General features: G+C 60.7%; 11 protein-coding genes. 6 read left to right on the forward strand and 5 right to left on the reverse strand.

Annotated features, from left to right (window positions below; genetic code table 11):
• Nucleotides 1–607 precede the first annotated feature (607 nt).
• From ACYYKW_RS13540 to ACYYKW_RS13550, 3 genes are all read right to left on the reverse strand, one after another.
• Nucleotides 608–1507, reverse strand: a complete 900-nt coding sequence (locus tag ACYYKW_RS13540; RefSeq protein ID WP_464990350.1) for a hydroxymethylglutaryl-CoA lyase — start codon at nucleotides 1505–1507, stop codon at nucleotides 608–610.
• A gap of 144 nt (nucleotides 1508–1651) precedes the next feature.
• Nucleotides 1652–2050 carry a MerR family transcriptional regulator gene (locus ACYYKW_RS13545; protein WP_464990351.1) on the reverse strand — a complete coding sequence of 133 codons (399 nt, stop codon included), beginning with the start codon at nucleotides 2048–2050 and terminating at the stop codon, nucleotides 1652–1654.
• A 196-nt stretch (nucleotides 2051–2246) separates the two neighbouring features.
• Nucleotides 2247–3176 carry a LysR family transcriptional regulator gene (locus tag ACYYKW_RS13550; protein WP_090284427.1) on the reverse strand — a complete coding sequence of 310 codons (930 nt, stop codon included), beginning with the start codon at nucleotides 3174–3176 and terminating at the stop codon, nucleotides 2247–2249.
• A 169-nt stretch (nucleotides 3177–3345) separates the two neighbouring features.
• Here ACYYKW_RS13550 and ACYYKW_RS13555 point away from each other — a divergent pair, with 169 nt between their 5' ends.
• Nucleotides 3346–4575: an acyl-CoA dehydrogenase gene (locus tag ACYYKW_RS13555; RefSeq protein WP_336355947.1), complete on the forward strand. Its 1230-nt coding sequence runs from the start codon at nucleotides 3346–3348 to the stop codon at nucleotides 4573–4575.
• A 140-nt stretch (nucleotides 4576–4715) separates the two neighbouring features.
• On the opposite strand, the gene ACYYKW_RS13560 is transcribed toward ACYYKW_RS13555, so the two are convergent.
• Both ACYYKW_RS13560 and xthA read right to left on the reverse strand, forming a co-directional pair.
• Nucleotides 4716–6050, reverse strand: a complete 1335-nt coding sequence (locus ACYYKW_RS13560; protein WP_464990352.1) for a substrate-binding domain-containing protein — start codon at nucleotides 6048–6050, stop codon at nucleotides 4716–4718.
• A gap of 189 nt (nucleotides 6051–6239) precedes the next feature.
• Nucleotides 6240–7052, reverse strand: a complete 813-nt coding sequence (gene xthA / locus ACYYKW_RS13565) for an exodeoxyribonuclease III (RefSeq protein WP_464990353.1) — start codon at nucleotides 7050–7052, stop codon at nucleotides 6240–6242.
• Between the two features lie 323 nt (nucleotides 7053–7375).
• Here xthA and ACYYKW_RS13570 point away from each other — a divergent pair, with 323 nt between their 5' ends.
• The 5 genes from ACYYKW_RS13570 to ACYYKW_RS13590 all read left to right on the forward strand — a co-directional run bounded on the left by ACYYKW_RS13570 (nucleotide 7376) and on the right by ACYYKW_RS13590 (nucleotide 15683).
• Nucleotides 7376–8026 carry a GNAT family N-acetyltransferase gene (locus tag ACYYKW_RS13570; protein ID WP_336355944.1) on the forward strand — a complete coding sequence of 217 codons (651 nt, stop codon included), beginning with the start codon at nucleotides 7376–7378 and terminating at the stop codon, nucleotides 8024–8026.
• Between the two features lie 66 nt (nucleotides 8027–8092).
• Nucleotides 8093–9820, forward strand: a complete 1728-nt coding sequence (locus ACYYKW_RS13575) for an autotransporter assembly complex protein TamA (protein ID WP_464990354.1) — start codon at nucleotides 8093–8095, stop codon at nucleotides 9818–9820.
• On the forward strand, nucleotides 9817–13491 hold the full coding sequence (locus ACYYKW_RS13580) for a translocation/assembly module TamB domain-containing protein (protein ID WP_464990355.1): 3675 nt from the start codon (nucleotides 9817–9819) through the stop codon (nucleotides 13489–13491). The genes ACYYKW_RS13575 and ACYYKW_RS13580 overlap by 4 nt, the downstream gene beginning before the upstream one ends.
• A gap of 250 nt (nucleotides 13492–13741) precedes the next feature.
• The gene (locus tag ACYYKW_RS13585; RefSeq protein WP_090284413.1) at nucleotides 13742–14224 is read left to right on the forward strand and encodes a MarR family winged helix-turn-helix transcriptional regulator; all 483 of its coding nucleotides are present in this window, start codon (nucleotides 13742–13744) and stop codon (nucleotides 14222–14224) included.
• The gene (locus ACYYKW_RS13590; protein ID WP_336355941.1) at nucleotides 14214–15683 is read left to right on the forward strand and encodes an efflux transporter outer membrane subunit; all 1470 of its coding nucleotides are present in this window, start codon (nucleotides 14214–14216) and stop codon (nucleotides 15681–15683) included. The genes ACYYKW_RS13585 and ACYYKW_RS13590 overlap by 11 nt, the downstream gene beginning before the upstream one ends.
• Nucleotides 15684–15693: the final 10 nt, after the last annotated feature.

The raw sequence follows: 15693 nt of genomic DNA on the forward strand, positions 1-15693 counted from the left end.
TGCAAATATTGACTGGCACACCGCTATCGCGAGCAGGCTCACTCCTACAAGGGATCTGGGGTGGATTGAGGAATCACAGAAAGCACAAAGGGGAGCCGAAGCTCCCCTTTAATTTGTCGTTGCGTGCTCTTTTTTATTATTGAGGGTCGGTCTGTTGTTGTTTTTGGCAACCGTGGCCCTTTACCGCTGTTTTTGGCGACCCCCATCCGGGGTCAAGAGCAAACGTATTTTTTTGAGCGCTGATCTGCTTTCTCGTTTAACGATCCAACCGATTCGGGAGCTACCTGAAGGTAGTTTTATTGTTCTCTGCCCGGTTGCGGGTCACTCCTGAGAGCACCCTGAAAAGCACACCTTCTCCAAAAAAATCTGTTAGCTGCGTCTCTGCCGTGTTGTTTTTGTTATGTCAGAGTCGTTTCGTCTTGTTTTTATTGGTTTGCGGCTTTTTATTCTTGTTATGCAATAGAGATAGCAGGTGTCGTGCCAACTTTTAAAAAGCCTTTAAAATCAGTAGGTTGAAATTTTCAGGATTTTTCAGCGAGGGCAAAGCCAGACAATTTGTTTCCGTGTTACTCGCTTTTGCCCACACCAGGAACTCAGCGGTAACACCTCACTGTGCGCTGCGCGCCTTGGCCACGCGCGAACCGCTCGGGCGGCCGAGCACCGTGCTGATCTGCTGACCCGCGGCAATCAAGGCCTCCAGGTCGATACCGGTCTCGATACCCAGGCCGTTGAGCAGGTACACCACGTCTTCGCTGGCAACGTTACCGCTCGCGCCTTTGGCGTACGGGCAGCCGCCGAGCCCGGCGATCGAGCTGTCGAACACGGCGATGCCTTCGAGCAGGCTGGCGTAGATATTGGCCATGGCCTGGCCGTAGGTGTCGTGGAAATGCCCGGCGAGTTTGTCGCGCGGTACCTGCGCCGACACCACCTCGAACAGGCGGCGAGTCTCACCCGCAGTGCCCGTGCCGATAGTGTCGCCCAGCGACACCTCGTAGCAGCCCATCGCGTACAGCTCACGCGCGACCATCGCCACTTGCTCTGGCGCGACCGTGCCTTCGTACGGGCAGCCGAGCACGCAGGAGACATAACCGCGCACGGTAACGCCGTGTTGTTGCGCCGCTTGCATGATCGGCGCAAACCGCGCCAGGCTTTCGCTGATCGAGCAATTGATGTTGCGCTGCGAGAACGCTTCGGACGCGGCGGCAAACACCGCGACTTCCTTGACCCCGGCCGCGAGCGCATCTTCAAAACCGCGCAGATTCGGCGCCAGTGCACCGTAGGTCACGCCGGGCTTGCGCTGAATCTGCGCGAACACCTCGGCGGAGCCGGCCATTTGCGGCACCCACTTGGGTGAGACGAAACTGCCGACTTCGATGTAGCCGACGCCGGCGGCGCTCAAGGCATCAACCAGCTGCACCTTGTCGGCGACGCTGATCGGTTGGGCTTCGTTCTGCAGGCCATCGCGCGGGCCGACTTCGATCAGGCGTACTTGGGAGGGGAGGGACATGGACTCACCTGTTTTTTTTGAATTCGCGGAGATCCCTTGTAGGAGTGAGCCTGCTCGCGATAGCGGTGTGTCAGTCGGTATATTTTTTCACTGATACACCGCTATCGCGAGCAGGCTCACTTCTACAGGGGGATGTGGTGTTTGTCAGATCGCCTGCTGGCTCTTGAGCGTCTGCTCCAGCGCCTGCACGCAGCGCTCTTCAGCGGTATCGAGTTCGAGCTTCATCTGTTCGATGTCCAGCAATTGCTGCTCGAGCTGTTCGCGGCGTTCGGCAATTTTCGCCAGCATGCTGTTGAGCTGTTTGGTGTTACCGCTGGAGGGGTCGTACAACTCGATCAGCTCGCGGCATTCGGCGAGGGAAAAACCGATGCGCTTGCCACGCAGGATCAGTTTCAGGCTGACCTTGTCGCGCGGCGAGTAGATGCGCTCCTGGCCGCGGCGCTCGGGGCACAGCAGGCCTTGTTCTTCATAAAAACGGATGGCCCGCGTGGTGATGTCCAGCTCGCGGGCGAGGTCGGAAATGCTGTAGGTCTGGCTGCTCATGAAAGCGCTCGGAGAAGGGGCATGGCGCTAAGCTAATGGCGTGTTGACGTTTACGTCAAGCGGGATGATTTGTGGTGTCCTGGCTGGCCTCATCGCGAGCAGGCTCACTCCTGCAATTGGTCGCGTTTCGTCAGTTGGAATGCGATTAATTGCAGGAGTGAGCCTGCTCGCGATAGCAGCGCCACGGTTTCAAGCCCTACACCTTATCCAGCTTCTTCTCCTGCGCCGTCACCTGCTGGCACAACTCGATCATCTGCTCGCGCATCCAGCGATTCGCCGGGTCCTGATCGGTGCTCTCGTGCCAATAAAGGTGCGTTTCCACCGACGGCACATCGTTCACCGGCAGATTGAACGATTGCAGGTCATGGCGTCGGGCAAAACGTTCCGGCACGGTCATGACCATGTCGGTCTGCTGCATCACTTGCGAGGCCATCAGATAGTGCTGCGAGCGCAGGGCGATCTTGCGTTGAATGCCCATTTTGCCCAGCGCCAGATCGACATAACCCAGCCCGCTGCGGCGGCTGGAGATGTGAATGTGGGTCAGCGACAGATAATCATCCAGCGATAGCTTTTCCTTGCCCGCCATGGGGTGACCCTTGCGCATCGCGCAGACGTAACGGTCGTCCATCAGCTTGACGTGGCGCACCTGGGGGTCGGTGTTGAGCGGTGCATCGACGGCGAAATCCAGACGCCCGGCCGCCAGTTCCTTGGTGGTTTCCCGGCGTTTGGACAGAAAGCTCTCAATGATCACCGTCGGCGCCAGTCGGCGTAAGCGCTGAAACAAGGGCGGCAGAATGATTGCCTCCGTGAGGTCGGTCATGCTGATGCGGTAGGTCTTGACCGCTTGCGCCGGGTTGAAAATGCGGCTTTCCTGCACCGATACGCGCAACAGCGACAGGGCGTTGCGCACCGGGCCAATGATGTTCTGCGCCATCGGCGTCGGCACCATGCCCTGCGCTGTGCGCACGAACAACGGATCGTTGAAGGTTTCGCGCAACCGCGCCAACGCGTTGGACACCGCCGGCTGGGTGATGCCGACAATCTGCCCGGCGCGGGTCAGGTTGGCTTCGGTGTAGATCGCGTCAAAGACGATGAAAAGGTTGAGGTCGACCTTGCTCAGATTCATAACGCGGCTTCTCTTGTTATTCAGGGGCGATATTCAGGGCTGGCCATCAGCCGATCATATATCGGTGATGAATGTTTATACACGCCGAGAATAGGCTAGGTAAATTATCAGCGCTGTTCTAGCATCGATTGCATGACCTGAACAACCTCCATAAGAGAAGGTGCTGCCCATGGATTTCGCTTATTCGCCCAAGGTTCAACAACTGCGTGAGCGCGTGACCGCGTTCATGGACACTTACGTTTACCCGGCCGAAGCCGTGTTCGAGCGCCAGGTTGCCGAGGGTGATCGCTGGCAGCCAACGGCAATCATGGACGAGCTCAAAGCCAAGGCCAAAGCCGAAGGCCTGTGGAATCTGTTCCTGCCGGAGTCGGAGCTGGGCGCTGGCCTGACCAACCTTGAGTACGCACCGCTGGCGGAAATCATGGGCCGTTCGTTGCTCGGGCCGGAGCCGTTCAACTGCTCGGCGCCGGACACCGGCAACATGGAAGTGCTGGTGCGTTACGCCAACGAAGAGCAGAAACAGCGCTGGCTCGAACCGTTGCTGCGCGGCGAAATCCGCTCGGCGTTCGCCATGACCGAACCCGACGTTGCCTCCTCTGACGCGACCAACATGGCCGCTCGTGCGGTGCGCGATGGTGACGAGTGGGTGATCAATGGCAAAAAGTGGTGGACCTCAGGCGCCTGTGATCCACGCTGCAAGATTCTGATTTTCATGGGCCTGAGCAACCCCGATGCACCGCGCCACGCCCAGCATTCGATGATTCTCGTGCCGGTCGACACCCCCGGGGTGAAAATCGTCCGTCCGTTGCCGGTGTTCGGTTACGACGACGCGCCGCACGGCCACGCCGAAGTGTTGTTCGACAACGTGCGCGTGCCGTATGAAAACGTTCTGCTCGGTGAAGGTCGCGGTTTCGAAATCGCCCAGGGGCGTCTCGGCCCGGGACGGATTCACCACTGCATGCGTTCGATCGGCATGGCTGAGCGCGCGCTGGAATTGATGTGCAAACGTTCGGTCAGCCGTACCGCGTTCGGCAAACCGCTGGCGCGGCTGGGCGGCAACATCGACAAGATCGCCGACTCGCGGATGGAGATCGACATGGCGCGCCTGCTGACGCTGAAAGCGGCGTACATGATGGACACCGTCGGCAACAAGATCGCCAAAAGCGAGATCGCGCAGATCAAGGTCGTCGCGCCGAACGTCGCTTTGCGGGTGATCGACCGCGCGATCCAGATGCATGGCGGCGCCGGGGTCTCGAACGATTTCCCGCTGGCCTACATGTACGCCATGCAACGCACCCTGCGCCTGGCCGACGGCCCGGACGAAGTGCACCGCGCGGCAATCGGCAAATTCGAAATCGGCAAATATGTGCCAAAAGAGATGATGCGTAGCGGTCAGTAACTCCGCGTTATCGTTCATCGCGGGCAAGCCCGCTCCCACAGGGATCTGCAGTGGACATGAGTCTCGTGTTCACCATCGAAACCTGTGGGAGCGGGCTTGCCCGCGATGGCGTAAGCAGGTTCACTACATCAGGGGCTGAGTCAGTACACCCAAACCTCAACCCGCCGATTCCGGATCCGCCCCTGATCCGCATCATTCGCCGCCACCGGCATCAACGCGCCGAAACCGCGCACCTCGCGCAGCACCACACCGTTCCTGACCAGCTCGCGGCGCACCGCCATCGCCCGCAGCTTCGACAGCAGGTCCGCACGTGCCGGGTCATCCTTGGCATCGCCAAAGCCAACCAACGTCACCGCCCGCTCGCTCTTGTCATGACGCTTTATATAGTCGAGCACCCGTGCCATATCCTGCCGCGCCTTGTTGTCCAGGCTCGCGCTGCCTTCCTCGAAGCGGAAATTCACCGTCAGACGCTGGGCGTGCCGACTGAGCGCTTGATAACCCTCGGGCATCAGCGCATTCGGCGCCACGCTCATGGCGTGCACGGTCTGGCTGACAAAACCATTGGCCGCGACAATCTGCTGGCCCTGGCGACTTTGCGCAAACATCACCAAAGCTTTCGTCCAGGGATTCTGGCTCTGTGGCGGTAGATAGAAGAACAACCGTCGCGACAACGGGTAATCCTCCGTGGCAATCAGGCTGCCGAGGGGCAGCATCGGCAGTGATGCGCCGTCGCTGATGGCCACGGCTTTGGCTTGGCGGACATAAGGCAGACCGATAAAACCGATGGCCTGTGGATCGCTGCTGACCGCATCGGACAATTGCTCGCTGGATTCGAAACGTTTCGCCGCGCTGTTGAGACTTTTCCCACGATGGCTGAGGACCACTTCCTTAAACGTGTCGTAGGTGCCGGACTGATCATCGCGCGCATATAGATGAATCGGGCCGCCACGCCCGCCAAGCGCTTCCCAGGTTTTAACCTCGCCGGCGAAGATCCGCGCCAGTTGCTCGGTGTCCAGTTGCTGCAATGGATTGTCGGGATGAACGATGATTGCCAGGCCATCGATGGCGATGACCTGCTCAGCGCCCGGGCTTTTCAGATCGCCCAATGCTTGCAGGGCCTGCAGCTCGCTGTCCTTGATCTCGCGGGAAGCGGCGGCGAGGTCGGCGCTGGCGTTTTTCAGGGCGACGAAACCGGTGCTGGAACCGTGCGCGGCCACTTCGATCACCACGCGCTGACCTTCGGTCGTCTGGCCGACGATGCGCTGTTCGTTGGCGGCGTCCGGGGTTTCACGATGGATCTTCAGCAGACCTTGTTTCTGCAGCAGGCCTTCCACCAAGGCCGGGCCGAGTTCGGCGCCGATGGTGTTGGAACCCTGGATGCGCAGGGCGGGGCCGTTTTCCGGCAAGGGCAGGGCAGCGGCGCAGACCGGAAGCCAGGCGCTGAATAGAAAAACGCAGAACACACGCAGGGACATGCCGGCACCGAATCAGGCCTGGGGGATTGCCGGGGAGATTAAGTCAGGCGCATGACCGAAAGATGACAGCGGACCCCCTGTAGGAGTGAGCCTGCTCGCGATAGCGGTGTGCGGGTCAACATTTATGTCGACAGATCCACCGCTATCGCGAGCAGGCTCACTCCTACAGGAATTGCGTAAGGTTTGGGATCAGGCCAGCTCAAGCCAGATCGGCGCGTGGTCGGAGGGCTTTTCCATCCCGCGCAATTCGTAGTCCACGCCGGCGTCCTTCACCCGTGGCAGCAAACCATGGGAGGCGAGAATCACGTCGATGCGCAGGCCACGCTTCGGTTCATCCTCAAAACCACGGCTGCGGTAGTCGAACCAGCTGAACATGTCGGTCACGTCCGGGTTCAGGTGCCGGTAGCTGTCGGTCAGGCCCCAGTTTTTCAGGCGCGCCATCCACTCGCGTTCTTCCGGCAGGAAGCTGCATTTACCGGTTTTCAGCCAGCGCTTCATGTTGTCCGGGCCGATGCCGATGTCGCAGTCTTCCGGGGAAATGTTCACATCGCCCATCACCACCAGCGGCTGTTCGTTGTGAAACTGGCTTTCCAGCAACGCTTGCAGATCGCTGTAGAAACGTTGCTTGGCCGGGAATTTGGTCGGGTGGTCGCGGCTTTCGCCTTGGGGAAAATAACCGTTCATGATTGTCACCGGCACGCCATTGGCATCGGCGAAGTTGCCCCAGATAAAACGCCGTTGGGCATCTTCTTCGTCGGTGGCGAAACCTTTGTGAATAGCGATCGGCTCTTGGCGCGAGAGCAGGGCGACACCGTAATGGCCTTTCTGTCCGTGGAAGTACACGTGGTAGCCGAGCGCGCGCACTTCTTCCAGCGGGAACTGGTCGTCGTGGACTTTGGTTTCCTGCAGGCCGATCACGTCCGGTTGATGTTTTTCGATCAGCGCCGCCAGCTGATGCGGACGGGCCCGCAGTCCGTTGATGTTGAAGGAAACAATCTTCATGGTCGGCAGTCCTGGCAAAAGGGCGATGCTAGCTGACATGGGGGATGGGGGCCAGTGTGGGAGAAATCATTTTGTGCTGTGGGATTTGTAGCGCCTGTTCCGGCCCCATCGCTGGCAAGCCAGCTCCCACAGGTTTCTGTGTGGTGTGGGAATGTTTGTGAACGGCACGGACATTGTGGGAGCTGGCTTGCCAGCGATGAGGCCCGCATAGTCGATGAAGATCCAGAGCTGGTCTAACCTGTCAGGGGAACCACACCACCCGCCCAAGGTTCGTACCAACAAGCGCGCCATCCTTCGAGCGCGCCACGGGGAGAATCACCACCATGCCTGACACCCAGACCGCCATCGCCGACATCCACATGCTCGACCGCGGTTATTCCCGCGAAGCGCGCTCGCTGCTGTATCAGGCCTACCGTCACGAGCCGACCTTCGGCTACCTGTTCGAAGCCGAACGCCACGGTTATGAGCAACGCGTGCGCGCGACGGTGCGCGAGCTGGTCAAACAGCATTTTCTCCAGGACCTGCCGGCGATCGGACTGCTGGTCAACGATCGGCTGATCGGCATCGCCCTGATCGCGCCGCCGCAACGGCGTCTGGGCGTGACAGAAAGCTGGGCGTGGCGCCTGCGCATGGTGCTCAGCACCGGGTTTCGCTGCACCCGGCGCTATCTGGAATATCACGATGCCGTCGCCGCGTGCGTGCCCGGTGACTCGGTGCACATGCTGCCGTTGCTCGGCGTGCATCCGCAATTTCAGGGCAAGCACTACGGCGAACAACTGCTCACCGCCGTACACAACTGGTGCGCCGTCGACGAAACCTCCCAAGGCGTGGTGCTCGACACCGGTAACCCGCGCTACCTGGAATTTTATAAGAGGCAGGGTTATCAGGAGATCGGTGAGGTTGCTGTCGGGCCGGTGCGCGAACACGTATTTTTTCATGCCAATCCGCAGGTGTTACAAACAGCAACGGGTTAACCGTAGAACTTCTTCACAAATTACCTGTTCTATCAGGCTCCCGAGCCCGTGATAGCATCCGCGCCTATGAAGTTTCCAGGAAGATTTACCAGCGGCGTGCTCATGCTGTTATCCAGCTGCGCGGCGCTGGCGCAAAGTGAATTGGATGTACGGATCAAACCGTCCAACGATGAACTCAAAGCCAATATAGAAGGCTATATCGGCAGCCTCGGCGATCGTGACGAAGAAGCCTTGCAGCGCTTCAGTCGCGGTGCCGAAGAGCAGGCGCGCAAGGCCGCTCAGGCGTTGGGCTATTACCAGCCGCAGATCGACAGCGACGTCAAGGGCGGCGAAAAACCGCGTCTGGTGCTCAATATCGATCCCGGCGAGCCGATCCGCCTGCGCAACGTCACCGTGCGCGTCGACGGCCCGGCAGCCTCGCTGAAGTCCTTTCGTGTGCCGAAAAGCGATCTGCTCAAATCCGGCGCAGTGCTCAACCATGGCCGTTACGAAGACGCGAAAAGACTTATTCAGAATCAGGCCTCGCGCTTCGGATTTTTCAGCGGCCATTTCACCAGTCAAAAACTCTTGGTCGATCCGCGTGCCGGCGTCGCCGATGTCGAGTTGATCTACGACAGCGGCCCGCGTTATGCGCTGGGTAAAGTGAAATTCGAGGGCGACACGCCGTTTGACGAAGACCTGCTGCAACGCATGGTGCCATTCAAGGCCGGCGAGCCTTACGACTCCGAGCTGATCGCCGAGCTCAACCGCGACCTGCAATCGAGCGGCTATTTCGAAGGCGTACGCGTTGACGCGGCACCGACGGCGGCCAAAGACCAGGTGATCCCCGTCGACGTCAAACTCGACACGCGCAAACCGCGCACCATGGGCCTGGGCCTCGGTTATTCGACCGACGTCGGCCCACGCATCAAAGCTAACTGGACCCGTCATTGGGTCAATCCGCAAGGCGACAGCTATGGCTGGGAAGCCGAGCTTTCGGCGCCACGGCAGAACGTCGGGCTGTTCTACGACATTCCGCTCGACCCGCCGCTGACCGACAAACTGCGTTGGGCCGGCGGTTATCAATTCGAAGACATCGAAGGTTCCGACACGCTCAGCAAACTGCTGACCTTCGGCCCGGAATGGCACAGCAAGTTGCCCAGCGGCTGGCAACGGGTGATCTCGCTAAAGTGGCAGCGCGAGGAATACGAACTCGGCGACGACTCGGGTCTCAGCACCTTGCTGATGCCCGGCATCAGTTATTCCTACCTGAAAAGCGACAACCGCATCGACCCGCACAACGGCTATCGCCTGAGCTTCGAAAGCAAAGTGGCGAAGGAAGGCCTCGGTTCCGACAACAACCTGTTATATGGCACCGCGTTGGTCAAAGGCCTGACCACAGTGTTCGACAAGCACCGTTTGCTCGGGCGTGTGCAGGTCGGCGGCAGCGCCACCAACGGCTACAACTCGATCCCGCCGTCGCTGCGCTTCTTCGCCGGTGGCGATCAGAGCGTGCGCGGCTACGACTATCAGAGCCTGTCGCCGAAGAACTCCGATGGCGATCGCATCGGCGGGCGCTACATGGTCGCCGGCAGCGTTGAATATCAATATTCGGTCGCCGAGAAATGGCGCGTGGCGACCTTCGTCGACCAAGGCAACTCTTTCAACAAGCTTGAACTGCCGAACCTCAAGACCGGGGTCGGTATTGGCGTGCGCTGGGTCTCGCCAGTCGGGCCGATCCGCCTCGACCTGGCCCATGCGCTGGACGACGACGGCGGCATCCGGCTGCACTTTTCCATGGGGCCTGAGCTGTGAAGCGTGGTTTGAAAATAACGGCTGTGACGCTGCTGGCGTTGTTGCTGTTGATGGTATTGACGATCAGCGCCGCGCTCGGCACTCAGGCCGGCAGCCGTTGGGCGCTGAGCCTTGTACCGGGCTTGAGCGTGGAGAATTTTCACGGTCGCCTTGGCGGCCAATGGAGTGCCGATCATCTGCTCTGGCAGCAAGACACCAGCCGTGTCGAACTGAACAAGGCGATCTTTGCCTGGTCGCCGCTGTGCCTGACGCGCATGACCCTGTGCATCGATCAGCTCAAGGCCGAGCAAGTGGTTCTGCAATTCCCGCCGGGTGAAGAAACCACCGAGAGCGGCCCGATCAGACTGCCGGATTTGCAATTGCCGGTGGCCATCGAACTGGGCGACGTGCAGGTCGGCAGCCTGCTGTTCAACGGCAGTGAGCAGCTCAAAGGTTTGCAACTGGTCGCGCACTGGACTGCTCAAGGTCTGCAGATCGACAACGTGAAATTGCAGCGTGACGAACTCAGCCTGAACCTGTCCGGCGTGCTGCAACCGACCGGCAACTGGCCGCTGACTATTCAGGGCGATTTGACTTTACCCGCACCGGGCACAGAACCGTGGACGCTGGCCCTGAAAGCCGAGGGCGATCTGCTCAAGACGCTCAACCTGCACGCCGACAGTCGTGGCTACCTCGACGGCCAATTGACCGGCGAGTTGCAGCCACTGGTGGAAAACCTGCCGGCCAAGGTGCGCATCACCAGTGAAGCGTTCAAACCGAGCGCCGAACTCCCGGACACTCTGCAACTCAACCAACTGCTGCTGACTGGCGAAGGCGACCTGAAAAACGGTTACCAACTCAACGGCACCGCCACATTGCCCGCCGACACAGCCCCGGTGGCGCTGTTGCTCAAGGGTAAAGTCGATGCCAGCGGTGCGCAGATCGCCGGTCTTGATCTGACTGCCAACGATAAACAAAGCCTCAAACTCAGCGGCAGCGTCGACTGGAGCAAAGGCCTCAGCGCGCAAGCCAACATCAACTGGCAGGACTTTCCCTGGCATCGGCTCTACAACGAGATCGACGAGCCGCAAGTCGCTTTGCGTACCTTCACGGGTGAAGTTTCCTACACTGACGGTCAGTACCTCGGCAACTTTGCCGCCGCACTGGATGGTCCGGCCGGTGCGTTCACCCTGAGCAGCCCGTTCAGCGGCAGCCTCGAACAGATCGCCTTGCCGCAACTGGTGATGGCAGCCGGGCAGGGCAAGGCCGAAGGTCACGTCAAGGTCAGATTCGCCGACGGCATCGCCTGGGACACCGCGCTGCAACTCTCGGCATTGAATCCGGCGTACTGGGTTGCCGAACTGCCCGGCACGTTGGCCGGGCCGCTGAAGAGCACCGGCGAAATGAAAAATGAGCGCCTGAGCCTCAACGCTGACCTGGACCTCAAAGGCAAACTGCGCGGGCAACCGGCGATCTTGCAAGCCAAGGCTGAGGGCGCTGGCGAGCAGTGGAACCTCAACGCCCTGCAAATCCGTCTCGGCGACAACAGCATCAGCGGCAAGGGCAGCCTGCAACAGAAACTCGCCGGGCAGATCGACATCAAGCTGCCGCGTCTGGCCCAGCTCTGGCCGCAATTGCGCGGGCAGGTCAACGGTCAGGTCAACGTCGCCGGTACGCTGAAGGCGCCACAGGGCAAACTCGACTTGCAGGGCTCGCAACTGGTGTTCCAGGACAATCGCCTGCAAAGCCTCAACCTCGATGCCAATCTGGACAGTGCGCAACGGGCGAAGATCGATCTGAAGGGCAGCGGCATTCAGGTCGGCGATACATCGCTGGGCACACTGACCGCCAGCGCGCAGGGGGATATCAAAAGTCAGAAGCTCAACCTTGACCTGCTCGGACCCAAGCTGAAACTCGCGCTGGGGCTGGACGGCAGTCTGGATCAGGGCAACTGGCGCGGGCGTCTGGCCAGCGGTGATATCCAGGCCGGCGGGCAGGACTGGAAATTGCAGAATCCGGCGAAACTGGAACGCCTCGCCGATGGCAAGATCAACTTCGGCGCGCATTGCTGGACATCCGGCAGTGCCAGCCTGTGCGGCGAAGATCAGCGGCTGATGCCTGAGCCGAAACTGCGTTATCACCTCAAGCAGTTTCCGCTGGAAAGCCTGGCGCAGTGGTTGCCGAAAGACTTCGCCTGGCAGGGCCGGCTCAATGCCGATCTGCAACTCGACCTGCCGGCCAGCGGCCCCAACGGCGTGGTCAGCATCGACGCCAGCGGCGGCACCTTGCGCATGCGCGACCAGCAGCAATGGCTGGACTTCCCCTACCAGACGCTCAGGCTCACCAGCAAACTGACACCGAAACGCGTCGACACCGAACTGAACTTCGTCGGCGGCAAGCTTGGCGAATTGATGGTGCAGGCGCAGCTTAATCCGCTGCCGAAAAACAAACCGTTGAGCGGCTCGTTCCGCCTCAGCGGCCTGGACCTGTCGGTAGCGCGGCCGTTTGTGCCAATGGTGGAAAAACTCACCGGACGCCTGAACGGCAGCGGCACGATTTCCGGTGGTCTGCTGGCGCCGCTGGTCAATGGCACGGTGCAGCTGAGCGACGGCGAAGTGTCCGGCGCCGAATTGCCGATGGAACTGCAGAACCTGCAACTCACCGCAGCGATTGCCGGCGAATCGGTACGCCTCGATGGCGGCTGGAACAGCGGCAAAAACGGCCGCGGCAGTCTCAACGGCAATGTCGCCTGGGGCCAGGCGCTGGTGGTCGACCTGGCGTTGAAAGGCACGCAATTGCCGGTCACCGTCGAGCCGTACGCCAAGCTTGAAGTCGCGCCGGACCTGAAGATCTCCATGGCCGGCGACGAGCTGAAAATCGCTGGCAAGGTGCTGGTGCCCAACGGTGAAATCACCGTACGCGAACTGCCGCCTTCAACCGTGAAAGTCTCGGACGACACGATCATCGTCGGCGCGCAGACCGAAGAGGGCAAAGCGCCGCTCGCGATGAAGATGGACATCGATGTGATCGTCGGCCAGAACAAGCTGAGCTTCGCCGGTTTTGGCCTGACCGCCAATCTGCAAGGTCAGGTGCACATCGGCGACAACATGGACACCCGTGGCGAGCTGTGGCTCAACGACGGCCGCTACCGCGCCTACGGCCAGCGCCTGACGGTACGGCGTGCGCGTCTGTTGTTCGCCGGCCCCATCGACCAGCCGTATCTGGACATCGAAGCGATCCGCCAGACCGACGACGTGATCGCCGGCATCCGCCTCAGCGGCAGCGCCGAACAGCCGACCACGCAGATCTTCTCCGAACCGGCCATGAGTCAGGAGCAGGCGCTGTCCTATCTGGTCCTCGGGCGTCCGCTGAGCACCAACGGCGAAGACAACAACATGCTCGCTCAAGCCGCATTGGGCCTGGGCCTGATGGGCAGCGCCGGGGTCACAAGCGGCCTGGCCAAGGACCTGGGCATTCAGGATTTCCAGCTCGACACCCAGGGCAGCGGCAACGACACCAGTGTCGTCGCCAGCGGCAACATCTCCGAAAAACTCAGCCTGCGCTACGGCGTCGGCGTGTTCGAACCGGCCAGCACCATTGCCCTGCGCTACAAGCTGAGCAAGAAGGTGTATGTCGAAGCGGCGAGTGGCGTCGCCAGTTCGCTGGATATCTTCTACAAGCGCGATTTTTAAATCGCGCGTCTTTCTCTAAACCGAGTCGCTGCCATCGCCAGCAGGCTGGCTCCCACACTGGATCTCTGATCGACACAGCATTGGTGTCTGTTGGAGATCCCCTGTGGGAGCCAGCCTGCTGGCGATGGCGTGCGACTGCGCGCCAAAAAAACCAAATTACCAAGCCACCTAACTATTACGTTGACATTCGCTGCCTAAGCAGTAACATCTCGACATACATTCACTGCCTAGGCAGTTATCAGGTGGACCGATGAAGCATTTCACCCCCGACGAATTCAAGCAATGCCATCTCGGCCTGTTGCTCGGCCGTGCCGCGCTGCTCAAGGACCGGATCATCGATACGCACATGGAACCCCACGGCATCACCGCCGCGCAGTTCAAGGTGTTGATCATCATGGCCCAGTTCGGCGTCGACACCCCGGCGGAGCTGTGCCGGCACCTGTCGCTGGACAGCGGGTCGATGACGCGCATGCTCGATCGTCTGGAGCAGAAAGGTTTTCTGCTGCGCCAACGCAGCGAAGATGACCGCCGGCAGGTGCAGTTGAAACTGACGGGACAGGGCCAGCAACTGACCGATCGCCTGCCGCAGATCGGTGCCGATGCGATGAACGAACTGGCCGGCGCGATCTCCCGCGAGGAGCTGAAAACCCTCGAATACATCCTCAAGAAAATCCTGCTGGCGGCTGGTGACCCGATCACCCTCCAGCGCTTAGGTGACCACAATGAGCGGTAAAACCTTGCGCAGCAGCCTGACCCTGCTGCTGTCGGCGATGATCCTCGCCGGTTGCGCCAACTACAGCGGCCTCGATACCGAAGGTCAGCGTCTTGACGCCGCGAACCTGAAGACAGCGCAGTCTCTGGACGGTGTCAGCCTGTCGCCGGCGGCGTGGCCGAAGAGCGATTGGTGGACCAGCCTCGGCGATCCGCAGCTCGACGGCCTGATCCGCGAAGCATTGCATGACAGCCCGGACATGCAGATCGCCGCCGCCCGCGCTCATCAGGCTAGCGCCGCGGCCTATGCCGCCGACGCCGAGCGCTATCCGACCCTCGACGCCAGCGCCGGCATCAGCCGTTCGCGGCTGGCCCGTGATCAGGATCCGCTAGGGCAGGGCGGCGCCTATTCGACGGTGCGCAATGTCAGCGCCGGCTTCAATTACAACTTCGACCTCTGGGGCGGCCAGCGCGATGCCTGGGAAGCCGCACTCGGTGAGGCGCGCGCCGCTGAAGTCGACCGTCAGGCCGCGCAGTTGACCCTCGCCGCTGACGTCGCCCGCGCCTACAGCGATCTCGGCCAGGCGCATATCGTTTATGACCTGGCCAACGAAGACCTCAAGCGCACCCGGCAGATGCTAGACCTGAGCCAGCGTCGCCTGAGTTCGGGGATCGACAGCCAGTACCAGTTTCAGCAAACGCAAAGTCTGGAAGCCAGCTCTCAGGCCAGCCTGATCGACGCAGAGAAACGCCTGCACAGCGCCAAAGTCGCGCTGGCGGTATTGCTCGGCAAAGGCCCGGATCGTGGCAACGAAATCGCTCGGCCGAAAGTCCTGCAAGCCAGCGCCGTTGCCGTGCCGTCGGTATTGCCTGCCGAACTGCTCGGGCGGCGTCCCGATCTGGTCGCGGCACGCTGGCGTGTCGAGGCGGCGAGCAAGGATATCGATGCCGCCAAGACGCGCTTCTATCCGAATCTCAACCTGAGCGCGTCGGCCGGTGCCGAGTCGTTGTTGGGTGATGCGATGTTCGGTTCCGCCAGTCGCTTCTTCAACATCGCGCCAACCGTGTCGCTGCCGATTTTCGATGGCGGGCGCCTGCGCGCCAACCTTGATGCCCGCGACGCCGATTACGACCTCGCGGTGGCGCAGTACAACAAAAGTCTGGTGAAAGCCCTTGGCGATGTCGGCGACACGATCAATCAGTTGCGTGATATCGGCCGGCAGATCGGCGCGCAGCAGCACGCCACCGACATTGCTCAGGATTCTTACAACACTGCGGTCCAGCGTTACGGTTCCGGCATCGGCAACTACCTGGACGTGCTCAGCATCGAGCAGCAATTGCTCCAGGCCCAGCGTCAGCTGGCCACGCTCAATGCCGAGCAGATCGACCTGTCGATTCAACTGATGCAAGCGCTGGGCGGCGGCTTCCAGGGTGAAACCCTGACCGCAGCCAACGCCAGCCCAGCCACTGCGCACAACTAATTCAAGGTAA

Source organism: Pseudomonas sp. 15C, from assembly GCF_055484735.1.

Bases quoted from the DNA above. Each gene is read 5' to 3' on its own strand.
- ACYYKW_RS13540 (WP_464990350.1), bottom strand. From the start codon at position 1,507: ATGTCCCTCCCCTCCCAAGTACGCCTGATCGAAGTCGGCCCGCGCGAT.
- ACYYKW_RS13545 (WP_464990351.1), bottom strand. From the start codon at position 2,050: ATGAGCAGCCAGACCTACAGCATTTCCGACCTCGCCCGCGAGCTGGAC.
- ACYYKW_RS13590 (WP_336355941.1), top strand. From the start codon at position 14,214: ATGAGCGGTAAAACCTTGCGCAGCAGCCTGACCCTGCTGCTGTCGGCG.
- xthA (WP_464990353.1), bottom strand. From the start codon at position 7,052: ATGAAGATTGTTTCCTTCAACATCAACGGACTGCGGGCCCGTCCGCAT.
- ACYYKW_RS13560 (WP_464990352.1), bottom strand. From the start codon at position 6,050: ATGTCCCTGCGTGTGTTCTGCGTTTTTCTATTCAGCGCCTGGCTTCCG.
- ACYYKW_RS13575 (WP_464990354.1), top strand. From the start codon at position 8,093: ATGAAGTTTCCAGGAAGATTTACCAGCGGCGTGCTCATGCTGTTATCC.
- ACYYKW_RS13585 (WP_090284413.1), top strand. From the start codon at position 13,742: ATGAAGCATTTCACCCCCGACGAATTCAAGCAATGCCATCTCGGCCTG.
- ACYYKW_RS13550 (WP_090284427.1), bottom strand. From the start codon at position 3,176: ATGAATCTGAGCAAGGTCGACCTCAACCTTTTCATCGTCTTTGACGCG.
- ACYYKW_RS13570 (WP_336355944.1), top strand. From the start codon at position 7,376: ATGCCTGACACCCAGACCGCCATCGCCGACATCCACATGCTCGACCGC.
- ACYYKW_RS13555 (WP_336355947.1), top strand. From the start codon at position 3,346: ATGGATTTCGCTTATTCGCCCAAGGTTCAACAACTGCGTGAGCGCGTG.